Origin of the sequence: Streptomyces sp. NPDC021080 (genome assembly GCF_044333225.1) — a bacterium.
Classification (GTDB): domain Bacteria; phylum Actinomycetota; class Actinomycetes; order Streptomycetales; family Streptomycetaceae; genus Streptomyces.
This window is the reverse complement of the sequence record NZ_JBIRQM010000019.1, coordinates 158,885-171,017: the sequence shown is the minus strand read 5'-3', so window position 1 is coordinate 171,017 and position 12,133 is coordinate 158,885. Positions and strand designations below refer to the sequence as shown.

Genomic DNA, 12,133 nt, shown 5'->3' with positions numbered 1-12,133 from the left:
CGGCGGGGGCCGCCGCGGGCGGTGTCCGGTGAGCGCCGAGGTCAGACGGTGGCCGGTACCGGCGTGATGTTGTGGTTGAAGCGGAAGACGTTGTCCGGGTCGTACTCGGCCTTCACCGCGGCGAGCCGCCGCAGGTTGTCCTCGCCGAGGCCGGCGGTCACGCGGTCCGCGCCCTCGTCCCCGATGAAGTTCAGGTAGACCGCGCCGGTGCTCCACGGCCGGACGTCCTCGCGTACCTTCCTGACCCACTCCACGCACCGCTCGTCGTCGGCCGGGTCCTCCCAGATCCCGAAGGGGTGCACGGCCCAGGGCGCGTCGCGGTAGGGGACCGGGAACCGGGACGGCCCGGAGGCGATGGCGCCGCCCTGCGGGAACAGCACGTGCTGGGTGCCGGTGGGGACGGGCATGGCGTCGCCGAGGGCGCAGAAGACGTCCACGAAGTCGTCGGGCGCGCCGGTCAGATACTCCGCCGACCAGTAGTTGCGCCACCCGGGCGGGTCGTCGATCATGCACTGGAGGTCGGCGTAGGGAATCGCGGTGACGATCTCGACCTCGTGCGGCAGCGCCAGCAGCGGCTGGGCGGTCTTGCGCATGTCCTCCTCGCCGCCCGCGTACGCCACGAGGGCGGCGCACAGCCGCTCGCCGACCAGGTGCCCGGGCATGAACTCCTCGGGTGGGCCGGTCAGATAGAGGATGGCGCCGCTCGCTTCCGGCGGCCCGTTCTCGATGACCTCGCGGTAGACGCGCACGACGTCGGGCCCGTCGTCGGGCTGGTACATGACCATGGCCATGGAGAACTCGGGCAGCGGGTGCAGCTTGAGGGTCAGGGCGGTGGCGACCCCGAAGTTCCCGCCGCCGCCGTGCAGGGCCCAGAAGAGCTCCGGGTTCTCCTGGTCGGTGGCGCGTACCGGCGAACCGTCGGCGGTCACCAGTTCGACTCCGAGCAGATTGTCGACGGCCAGGCCGCAGGACCTGTCGAGCCAGCCGCTGCCGCCGCCGAGGACGTAACCGCCGACGCCGGTCGTCGAGGCGCGGCCGCCGGTGGTCGCGAGGCCGTAGGGCTGGGTGGCCCGGTCGAGGTGGGTCATGAGCGCTCCGCCCTCGACCCGGACGGTCTCGGACCCGGGGTGGACGGTGACCGCGTGCATCCGGCTGAGGTCGATGACGAGACCGCCGTCGTTGAGCGACATGCCGGAGACGCCGTGACCGCCTCCGCGTACGGCGATCGGCAGATCCAGCTCGCGCGCGAAGCGCACCGCGCGGGTCACGTCGGCCTCGCCCTCGCACCGGGCGATCACGGCGGGTCGTCGGTCGATCATCGCGTTGAAGATCGTGCGGGCCTCGTCGTACCCCGGATCGTCCGGTGTGACCACGTCACCGGAGAGATCGGCGCGGAACGCGGCCAGGGCCGCGCCCGCCTTCGAAAGGGGAGCCATGACAGCCGCCCCCTTCCTTGAGAGGACAGGGGTTCTTCCAGGCTAGGCGGGCACGGCGGATCGGTCGCGCCGGGGAGACCGCGCCCCGGTACGACCGATCCGGACCGGCTCAGCCGCCGTACGCCCCGCTCGCCGTCAGCCGCAGGGCCGTGTCGATCAGCGGAACGTGGCTGAAGGCCTGCGGGAAGTTCCCGACCTGGCGCTGCAGCCGCGGGTCCCACTCCTCGGCCAGCAGGCCGAGGTCGTTGCGCAGGGCCAGCAGCCGCTCGAAGAGCTTGCGGGCCTCGTCGACCCGGCCGATCATCGCGAGGTCGTCGGCCATCCAGAACGAGCAGGCGAGGAACGCGCCCTCGTCGCCCTCGAGACCGTCCACGCCCGCGTGTTCGCCGGTGGTCGGGTAGCGCAGGATGAAGCCGTCGGAGGTGGACAGCTCGCGCTGGATCGCCTCGATGGTGCCGATCACGCGCTTGTCGTCCGGTGGCAGGAAGCCCATCTGCGGGATGAGCAGCAGCGCCGCGTCGAGCTCCTTCGAGCCGTAGGACTGGGTGAAGGTGTTGCGCTCCGGGTCGTAGCCCTTCTCGCACACGTCCCGGTGGATGTCGTCGCGCAGTTCGCGCCACTTCTCCAGCGGGCCGTCGGCGTCCCCGGACTCGACGAGCTTGATCGTGCGGTCGACGGCGACCCAGGCCATCACCTTGGAGTGCACGAAGTGCCGCCGCGGGCCCCGGACTTCCCAGATCCCCTCGTCCGGCTGGTCCCAGTGGGTCTCCAGGTAGCGGATCAGCTTCAACTGGAGCAGCGAGGCGTAGTCGTTGCGGGACAGGCCCGTCATGTGGGCCAGGTGCAGGGCCTCGGTGACCTCGCCGTAGACGTCGAGCTGGAGCTGGTGCGCGGCGCCGTTGCCGACCCGGACGGGCGCCGAACCCTCGTACCCGGGAAGCCAGTCGAGCTCGGCCTCGCCCAACTCCCGTTCCCCCGCGATGCCGTACATGATCTGGAGGTTCTCCGGGTCGCCGGCGACCGCGCGCAGCAGCCATTCGCGCCAGGCGCGGGCCTCCTCGCGGTAGCCGGTGCGCAGCAGCGAGGAGAGGGTGATGGCCGCGTCGCGCAGCCAGGTGTAGCGGTAGTCCCAGTTGCGTACGCCGCCGATCTCCTCCGGGAGGGAGGTGGTGGGCGCGGCGACGATGCCGCCCGTGGGCGCGTACGTCAGGGCCTTCAGCGTGATCAGGGAGCGGACGACGGCCTCGCGGTAGGGGCCGTGGTACGTGCACTGGTCGACCCAGTCGCGCCAGAACCCCTCGGTCGCCTCCAGGGACTGCTCCGGCTCGGGCAGCGGTGGCGGCTGCTTGTGCGAGGGTTCCCACGAGACGGTGAAGGCGACCCTCTCGCCCGGGGCCACGGTGAAGTCGGCGTAGGTCGTCAGGTCCTTGCCGTAGGTCATGCAGTCCGTGTCGAACCAGACCGAGTCGGGTCCGGCGACCGCGACGGTGCGCCCCTCGTGCCGGCGTACCCAGGGCACGACGCGGCCGTACGAGAACCGCATGCGCAGCGTGGAGCGCATCGGCACCCGGCCGCTGACGCCCTCGACGATCCGGATCAGCTGCGGCGCGCCGTCGCGCGGGGGCATGAAATCGGTCACCCGGACCGTGCCGCGCGGTGTGTCCCACTCGGACTCGAGGATCAGCGAGTCGCCGCGGTAGCTGCGGCGCGACGCCGCGGGGGGCTGGTCCTCGGCCGCGTGCGCGGGACCGATCCGCCAGAACCCGTGATCCTCCGTGCCGAGCAGTCCCGCGAAGATGGCATGGGAGTCGAAGCGGGGCAGGCACAGCCAGTCGACTGTGCCGTCCCGGCAGACCAGCGCGGCTGTCTGCATGTCTCCGATGAGTGCGTAGTCCTCGATGCGCCCGGCCACGTGCATCTCCAGTCGAACGGCCACGGCGCCCCTGCGCGGGGCGGTCGCTCTTGCGGTCAAAGGGAACGTAGGTACTGCAGAAAAAAGGGAACGTAGGTACTGCAGAACAGTAGGCAATCAGATTCGGTAACTGCGGAACGTCGATGATGGGGGACGTCCGTCGTGCGTCGCTGCGAAACGCCGGTTGTCGGTGCGATGGGCGATGCGATTGTCGTCTCGAAACGAACTGACAGGCCCTCTTTGTTCCGGTTGCGTGCGGGATGGTGCCGTGTGCCGGAGGGACTCGGCAGCGAGTGTCCGAGCAGGATACGACGCACGTGGAAGATCCGCGTGCCGCTCCGGGCAACCCGGCTGAGCCGATCGGGTGAGCGGTGTGTGAGGTGTGTGCCGGGCCGTGTGCACAGGTGTGCGCGGAGCGTGGCCGGAAGCGGCCTCCTCCGGTCGCTGATACCCTGGTAGCCCGTGGACCGGTGGGCGAGAAACCCCCGAACCGCAGCGACGGCAACCCCCGGAAATCTCCGGGTCCCACGCCGGCACGCACCCCAGACCGACCACGGGAGCCCCCTCTTGGCCATGCCGCCCAGTGCTTTTCGAAACAGCACAGCCACGACGACCAAGCACATCTTCGTCACCGGAGGTGTCGCGTCCTCCCTCGGCAAGGGCCTGACCGCCTCCAGCCTGGGCGCGCTGCTCAAGGCACGGGGTCTGCGCGTCACGATGCAGAAGCTCGACCCGTACCTGAACGTCGACCCGGGCACCATGAACCCGTTCCAGCACGGCGAGGTGTTCGTCACCAACGACGGCGCCGAGACGGACCTGGACATCGGGCACTACGAGCGTTTCCTCGACGTGGACCTGGACGGCTCGGCCAACGTGACCACCGGTCAGGTGTACTCCACCGTCATCGCCAAGGAGCGGCGCGGCGAGTACCTCGGTGACACCGTGCAGGTCATCCCGCACATCACCAACGAGATCAAGCACCGCATCCGCCGCATGGCGACCGACGACGTCGACGTCGTGATCACCGAGGTCGGCGGCACGGTCGGCGACATCGAGTCGCTGCCCTTCCTGGAGACGGTCCGCCAGGTCCGGCACGAGGTCGGCCGCGACAACGTCTTCGTCGTGCACATCTCGCTGCTGCCCTACATCGGCCCGTCCGGCGAGCTGAAGACCAAGCCGACGCAGCACTCGGTGGCCGCGCTGCGCAACATCGGTATCCAGCCCGACGCGATCGTGCTGCGGGCCGACCGCGAGGTCCCCACCGCCATCAAGCGCAAGATCTCGCTGATGTGCGACGTGGACGAGGCCGCCGTGGTCGCGGCGATCGACGCCAAGTCGATCTACGACATCCCGAAGGTCCTGCACACCGAGGGCCTGGACGCCTATGTCGTGCGCAAGCTGGACCTGCCGTTCCGCGACGTGGACTGGGCGACCTGGGACGACCTGCTCGACCGCGTCCACAACCCGGTCCACGAGATCACCATGGCGCTCGTCGGCAAGTACATCGACCTGCCCGACGCCTACCTCTCGGTCACCGAGGCGCTGCGCGCCGGCGGGTTCGCCAACAAGGCCCGCGTCAAGATCAAGTGGGTCACCTCGGACGACTGCAAGACGCCTTCGGGCGCGGCCAAGCAGCTCGGCGACGTCGACGCGATCTGCATCCCCGGCGGCTTCGGCGACCGCGGTGTGTCGGGCAAGGTCGGCGCGATCCAGTACGCCCGCGAGAACCGGATCCCGCTGCTCGGCCTGTGCCTGGGCCTGCAGTGCATCGTGATCGAGGCCGCGCGGAACCTGGCCGACATCCCCGACGCCAACTCCACCGAGTTCGACTCCGGCACCGGCCACCCGGTCATCTCCACGATGGCCGAGCAGCTCGACATCGTGGCGGGCGAGGGCGACATGGGCGGCACCATGCGCCTGGGCATGTACCCGGCCAAGCTCGCCGAGGGCTCGATCGTGCGCGAGGTGTACGACGGCAAGGAGTACGTCGAGGAGCGCCACCGCCACCGCTACGAGGTGAACAACGCCTACCGCGCCGAGCTGGAGAAGAAGGCGGGTCTGCAGTTCTCCGGCACCTCCCCGGACGGCAAGCTCGTCGAGTACGTCGAGTACCCGCGCGATGTCCACCCGTACCTGGTCGCGACCCAGGCGCACCCCGAGCTGCGCTCGCGTCCGACCCGGCCGCACCCGCTCTTCGCGGGCCTGGTCAAGGCCGCGGTGGCGCGCAAGACGGGCAAGTAACACCAGGGTTGTACGGTGACCGGGGTGCGGGTCCGCGGGTTCTCCCGCCGGGCGCGCGCCCCGGTCCCGTCACCGGACCGGCTTCTTTTGCGCGTGTGGGAGGACAGGGCATGACGATCAAGGACACCCCCGAGGAGTGGGAGGTCCGGGCGACCGAGACCCCCTTCAAGGGCAACAAGACCTCGGTGCGTACCGACGACGTGGTCATGCCCGACGGATCCGTCGCCCGCCGCGACTACCAGGTCCACCCGGGCTCCGTGGCCGTGCTCGCCCTGGACGACGAGGACCGTGTCCTGGTCCTGCGCCAGTACCGCCACCCGGTGCGCCACAAGCTGTGGGAGATCCCGGCGGGCCTGCTCGACGTCCCCGGCGAGAACCCGCTGCACGCGGCCCAGCGCGAACTGTACGAGGAGGCGCACGTCAAGGCGGAGACCTGGCGGGTGCTGACCGACGTCTACACCACGCCCGGCGGCTGCGACGAAGCCATCCGGATCTTCCTGGCCCGTGACCTCTCCCGGGCCGAGGGCGAGCGGTTCGAGGTCGAGGACGAGGAGGCCGACATGGAACTGGCCCGCGTCCCCCTCGGTGAACTCGTCGAGGGTGTGCTCGCCGGAGACCTGCACAACAACTGCCTGGTCGTGGGCGTCCTCTCGCTCGTCGCCGCCCGGCAGGGCGCCGGACTCGACGCCCTGCGCCCGGCCGGGGCGCCCTGGCCCGCGCGCCCCTTCGGGGGCTGACCCCGTCTTCGGGGCGGTGTCTTCTGGGCGGTGCCGTCCGACCGGTCCCGCCCCGGACGGGTCGTATACGTCCATCCGGGGACGCCGGTCCTACGATCACCTGATCCGATCGGGGGACGTCTCCGTCGCGCTCCTCCCGGATCGTCGCAGAGCGTGAACTAGGCTCTGGAAAACGCCCGTACCGGAGTTCCGGCGGGCCGGCGCGTGCAGTGGAACGGGAGCGTGGCCCGTGGCGGATCAGGCGGTGGACGGCGGCGGCACCGAGGTGACGTCCAGACGGCAGCGCCCGGCTGCCGGGTCCGCTCCTACGGAGAGTCAGTTCCTGGGCCGTACAAGAGAGTTGAAGGAACTCCGGGCGGACATCGAACGCGCGGGGCTCGACACCATCGCCGGCCGCAAGGCTCCCCGCGCGCGGGTGCTGCTGATCGCCGGCAAGCCCGGCTCGGGCCGTACCGCGCTCGCCGCCACTCTCGCCGCACAGGTCGCCGAGAGTTACCCCGACGGGATTCTGCGCGCCCGGCTCACCGACCCCGACGGCACACCGGTGCCCACCGAGGCCACCGCGCGCGAACTGCTCACCGCCCTCGGCCTGACCGCACCCCCCGGAGCCGGCGCCGACGACCTCGGCGAGCGGCTGCGCGAGGCCCTCGCGGTCCGCCGGGCCGTGCTCCTGCTCGACGACGCGGCCGACGCCGAACAGGTCGACGCGCTGCTGCCCGACTCCCCGGACTGCCTGGTCGTCGCCGTCTCCGGCGGGCCGCTGACCGGCATCGCGGACGTCCGCCCCTGCACGCTGGGCGGCCTGGACACCAAGTCCGCCCTCGAACTCCTCGGCCACTTCACCGGCTCGGTGCGCATCACCGTCGACCCGCTCGCCGCCGAGGGACTGGTCGAACTGTGCGCGGGCCAGCCGACCGCCCTGGTGCTGGCCGGCGGCTGGCTCGCCGCGCGCCCCGCCGCCGCCGTCGCCGACCTCGCCAAACACCTGCGCACCGAGGGCGAGGACGGCACACTGCTGGAGCGCGTCTTCCGGCTCTCGTACGGCTCCCTGCCGGGCACCTCCGCGCGGATACTGCGACTGCTCTCGCTGGCTCCCGCGGGCCTCGTCGACCCGCACACCGCCTCCGCGCTGGCCGGCTGCTCGGTCCAGGCGGCGCACACCACGCTGGACGAGTTCACCGGCCTCGGCCTGCTGCGGGCGATCCCCTCGCCGCTGCCGCAGTACGAGGTCCCCGGCTGCTTCCACCCCCTGCTCCGGGCGCTCGTCGACACCCACGACCGGCCCGCCGAGGTGCAGCTGGCCCGTGCCCGGATGCTGGAGCGGACCGTACGGCTGCTGGTGTCCTGCCGCGCCATCACCGAGACCGACAGCTCGCCCGCCCGGGAGAAGCTCGCCGGGATGCCGCGCGCCCTGCGCTTCTCGAGCCCCCGGGCGGCCGAGGAGTGGCTGCGCGTCCGCAGGCCCGCGCTGCTCGCCTCGGCCCGGACGGCGGCCGCCGACGGGGAGCTGGACACCCTGGCCCGACGTCTGATGGCCGCCCTGGTGCGGGCGATGGCCGCCCATTTCGGCACCCGGGCCGCGGCGCCCGACCTGTACGGCATCCACCGTCTCGTCCTGGACGTCGCCGAGCGCCGGAACCTGCCCCGCGAGAAGGCGGCCGCCCTGCTCAACCTCGCCGACCTGGACGCGCAGACCGGCCGCAGGACCCACGCCCTCGCCCGCTACCGGGCCGCGCTCGACGCCGGACGCGAGGCGAACGACCCGTACGCGACCGGCCGCGCGATGGAATCCGTAGGCGGCGCCCACCAGGAACTGGGGGACCACGACCGGGCCGCCGACTGGTTCGGCAGGGCGCTCGCCCAGCGGCTCGCGCGCGACGAGCGCGTGGACGCCGCCCGGCTGTACGGGCGCATCGCCGGCGCGCACACCTACGCGGGCCGTTACGGCGAGGCGCAGGTCAACTGGCGCGCCGCCGTCGCCTGGCACCGCAAGAACGGCGATGTCGCCTCCCAGGCAAGGGCGTTGAGCGAGATGGCCCGCGTCCAGGAGTACGCGGGACGGCCCGAGGAGTCGCTGCGCACCTGCCAGGAGGCCGTCGAGTGGGCGCGCCGCGCGGACGACGTGCGCCTGCAGGCCGCGCTGCAGCTCAGGCTGGCCGACACCCTGGACCGGCTCGGCGACCCGGCGGCCGCCCGGCTGCACCGGGCGGCCGCCGGGCGCATGCTGGGAGAGGAGCTCCCGGAGAGCGCATCCGGCTTGGAACGCGACGCTAACGCCTACGAAATCCGCAGTGCATCGACTGAAGATTGATGCATTGAAAGGCTAGACAGAGGGAATCCCTTCATTAGACTGGCTCCGCCGCGTTCTTCCGTGGTGTCTCCCGGTGTGCTCCCGTACGTCGGGTATGACATGCATTGCCTGGCTTGCATCGCCTCGGCATGCATAGCCCCAGAGCCCTCTGAGTCAAGGACCGTGATCGACGTGAAGGTCGGCATCCCCCGCGAGGTCAAGAACAACGAGTTCCGGGTGGCCATCACCCCCGCCGGTGTGCATGAGCTCGTGCGCAACGGTCACCAGGTCTTCGTCGAGCAGAACGCCGGTGTCGGCTCCTCGATCACGGACGAGGAGTACGTCGCCGCCGGTGCGCAGATCCTCGGCACCGCCGACGAGGTCTGGGCCACCGCCGACCTGCTGCTGAAGGTCAAGGAGCCCATCGCGGAGGAGTACCACCGCCTCCGCAAGGACCAGACGCTCTTCACCTACCTGCACCTGGCCGCTTCCAAGGAGTGCACGGACGCCCTCCTGGAGTCCGGCACCACGGCCATCGCCTACGAGACCGTCGAGCTCCCCAGCCGCGCGCTGCCGCTGCTCGCCCCGATGTCCGAGGTCGCGGGCCGCCTCGCCCCGCAGGTCGGCGCCTACCAGCTGATGCGCGCCAACGGTGGCCGCGGCGTCCTGCCCGGCGGCGTCCCGGGCGTCCTGCCGGCCAAGGCCGTCGTCATCGGCGGCGGCGTCTCCGGCTGGAACGCCGCCCAGATCGCCATCGGCATGGGCTTCGAGGTGACGCTGCTCGACCGCGACATCAACAAGCTGCGCGAGGCCGACAAGATCTTCGGTACGAAGGTCAAGGCCGTCATGTCCAACTCCTTCGAGCTGGAGAAGGCCTGCCTCGAGGCCGACCTCGTGATCGGCGCCGTGCTGATCCCCGGCGCCAAGGCCCCGAAGCTGGTCACCAACGAGCTCGTCTCGCGGATGAAGCCGGGGAGTGTCCTTGTCGACATCGCGATCGACCAGGGCGGCTGCTTCGAGGACTCGCGTCCCACCACGCACGCCGAGCCGACCTTCCCGGTCCACAACTCGGTCTTCTACTGCGTCGCCAACATGCCCGGCGCGGTCCCCAACACCTCCACGTACGCGCTGACCAACGCCACGCTGCCGTACATCGTGGAGCTCGCCAACCGCGGCTGGACCGAGGCGCTGCGCCGTGACAACGCGCTGGCCAAGGGTCTCAACACGCATGACGGCAAGGTTGTTTACCGCGAGGTCGCCGAGGCCCACGGGCTCGAGCACGTCGCGCTGGAGAGCCTGCTCGGCTGAGTTCCCCGGCGTACGCGGGAGTCGACATTCGCGGCTGACTCGGCGCTGACAAAAGGCGATACGTCAACACGGCTCGTCAACACTGCTCACCAGGCCGGACCTTGCCCGACAAGGTCCGGCCGGGTGTGTGTCGGGTCACTTTGCGACACTCGTTCAACTCGCCACGAACGTAACTCTTCAACCGATTCGCACACCGGTGAAACCTGCCGTGCGACGGCCTTACGCCCTTGACAGAGGGGTGTTCGGTTGCCGACACATCGGGTCGGGTCCGGCGGATTGTGTTGCTGCGGAGCGGTGACACGCCATAGAGTCGCCAACCGTCGGCATGGTGCCACGCTGACCTATCGAGAAGTTTCCTGGTCACCAAGGAGGTAAGACGACTTGTGAATGAGTCGACATTTACTCCCGGGGGTGGTCAACCAGGAATGCCGGCGCGGAGCCAGGACACCACGGGGCTCGAGGCTGTCGGCTCCGTCGCTGTCCGCACCTTCGCAGCCCACCAGAGTCCCCGGACGACTCCGACAGCACACCCGAGCATGGATGGCCATCACGTGAACGCCATGGCCGGCAACGGAAGTGGCGAGAACCACACCCACTTCGCCGACTACGACGAACTGCCCGAAGGGCACTTCTACGACCCCGACGCCGAGTACGAGCCCGATCCGGAGTACGCGGCCACGCTCGCGCCCGACGCGGCCCGTCAGCGCCGTGAGCGCATCGGCCCGACGGGGCGCCCGCTGCCCTACTTCCCGATCCCGGGTCCGCTGACCAGTCACGGCCCCGCGACGATCATCGCGATGTGCAACCAGAAGGGCGGCGTCGGCAAGACCACGTCGACCATCAACCTGGGGGCCGCGCTCGCGGAGTACGGACGCCGGGTGCTGCTCGTCGACTTCGACCCGCAGGGCGCGCTGTCCGTGGGACTCGGCGTCAACCCGATGGAGCTCGACCTCACCGTCTACAACCTGCTCATGGAGCGGGGCATGGCGGCCGACGAGGTCCTGCTGAAGACGGCGGTCCCGAACATGGACCTGCTGCCCAGCAACATCGACCTGTCCGCCGCCGAGGTGCAGCTGGTGAGCGAGGTCGCCCGCGAGTCCACGCTGCAGCGCGCCCTGAAGCCGCTGATGGCCGACTACGACTACATCGTGATCGACTGCCAGCCCTCGCTCGGCCTGCTCACCGTGAACGCGCTGACGGCCGCCCACAAGGTGATCGTGCCGCTGGAGTGCGAGTTCTTCGCGCTGCGCGGTGTCGCGCTGCTCACCGAGACGATCGAGAAGGTCCAGGAACGGCTGAACCCGGAACTGGAGCTCGACGGCATCCTCGCCACGATGTACGACTCCCGCACGGTGCACAGCCGTGAGGTGCTCGCGCGCGTCGTCGAGGCCTTCGACGATCACGTCTACCACACCGTGATCGGCCGGACCGTCCGCTTCCCGGAGACCACGGTCGCCGGCGAGCCGATCACCACGTACGCCTCCAACTCCGTCGGCGCCGCCGCCTATCGCCAGCTCGCCAGGGAGGTGCTCGCCCGGTGTCACGCCGAGTGAGTCTGCCGGGGGCCGACGAACTGTTCCGTACCACCGGGGGCATGGCGCTCCAGGCATCCACCCCCAACCGCCGGACCAACGGCGAGGCCCGGGTGCCGGCTCCGGCCGGCGAGAGCGACGCGGCGGCCGGGGAGGACACGCCCCAGGCGGTGCCCGTCCAGGGCGGTGACGGCGAGGGCGACGAGCATGTCGCCGCCGACGCGGATCCGTCCGACGCGGGGGAGTCGCGCAGCCGGGGCGGCGCCCCGGACCGTTCGGGGCGCGGCCGGCCGGCGCAGGAAGGTTCTGCCGCCGCCTCCACGTCCGTGCAGTCGTCCCGCAAGCGCGGGCGCGCCGCGAACCGCCGGCCCAGCGGGCGGGAACGGCACGACGAGAAGATCACGGTGTACGTGTCCGCCGAGGAACTGATGGACCTCGAGCACGCGCGCCTGGTGCTCCGCGGCGAACACGGGCTCGCCGTCGACCGCGGGCGGATCGTCCGCGAGGCGGTCGCCGTGGTCCTCGCGGACCTGGAGTCCCGCGGGGACGCGAGCATTCTCGTACGGCGACTGCGCGGGCGGTAGCGGTAGCCTTCGACGGCTATGACCGCGAACGTCCCGCCTCCGTCAGCCGCCTCCGGCGGCCGTCGGCGTGCGCTGGGGCGCGGCCCCGGAGCG

The 12,133-nt window shown here is 70.9% G+C and carries 8 protein-coding genes; 6 read left to right on the top strand and 2 right to left on the bottom strand.

Annotated features, from left to right (window positions below; all coding sequences use genetic code 11):
• Positions 1-41 precede the first annotated feature (41 nt).
• Both ACH4S8_RS37060 and ACH4S8_RS37055 read right to left on the bottom strand, forming a co-directional pair.
• On the bottom strand, positions 42-1,436 hold the full coding sequence (locus ACH4S8_RS37060; protein ID WP_398402194.1) for an FAD-binding oxidoreductase: 1,395 nt from the start codon (positions 1,434-1,436) through the stop codon (positions 42-44).
• A gap of 109 nt (positions 1,437-1,545) precedes the next feature.
• Positions 1,546-3,348 (bottom strand): glycoside hydrolase family 15 protein, encoded by a 1,803-nt coding sequence (locus tag ACH4S8_RS37055; RefSeq protein WP_398402239.1) that lies wholly within the window; start codon positions 3,346-3,348, stop codon positions 1,546-1,548.
• A gap of 573 nt (positions 3,349-3,921) precedes the next feature.
• Here ACH4S8_RS37055 and ACH4S8_RS37050 point away from each other — a divergent pair.
• From ACH4S8_RS37050 to ACH4S8_RS37025, 6 genes are all read left to right on the top strand, one after another.
• Positions 3,922-5,589 carry a CTP synthase gene (locus ACH4S8_RS37050; protein ID WP_398402192.1) on the top strand — a complete coding sequence of 556 codons (1,668 nt, stop codon included), beginning with the start codon at positions 3,922-3,924 and terminating at the stop codon, positions 5,587-5,589.
• A 110-nt stretch (positions 5,590-5,699) separates the two neighbouring features.
• Positions 5,700-6,326 carry an NUDIX domain-containing protein gene (locus ACH4S8_RS37045; protein WP_398402190.1) on the top strand — a complete coding sequence of 209 codons (627 nt, stop codon included), beginning with the start codon at positions 5,700-5,702 and terminating at the stop codon, positions 6,324-6,326.
• Between the two features lie 229 nt (positions 6,327-6,555).
• Positions 6,556-8,637, top strand: coding sequence for a tetratricopeptide repeat protein (locus tag ACH4S8_RS37040; RefSeq protein WP_398402188.1), 2,082 nt, complete (start codon positions 6,556-6,558; stop codon positions 8,635-8,637).
• Between the two features lie 162 nt (positions 8,638-8,799).
• On the top strand, positions 8,800-9,924 hold the full coding sequence (ald, locus tag ACH4S8_RS37035) for an alanine dehydrogenase (protein WP_398402186.1): 1,125 nt from the start codon (positions 8,800-8,802) through the stop codon (positions 9,922-9,924).
• Between the two features lie 425 nt (positions 9,925-10,349).
• On the top strand, positions 10,350-11,477 hold the full coding sequence (locus ACH4S8_RS37030) for a ParA family protein (RefSeq protein ID WP_398402184.1): 1,128 nt from the start codon (positions 10,350-10,352) through the stop codon (positions 11,475-11,477).
• Positions 11,462-12,040 (top strand): hypothetical protein, encoded by a 579-nt coding sequence (locus ACH4S8_RS37025; RefSeq protein ID WP_398402182.1) that lies wholly within the window; start codon positions 11,462-11,464, stop codon positions 12,038-12,040. Before ACH4S8_RS37030 ends, ACH4S8_RS37025 begins: the two co-directional genes overlap by 16 nt.
• The last annotated feature ends 93 nt before the right edge of the window (positions 12,041-12,133 follow it).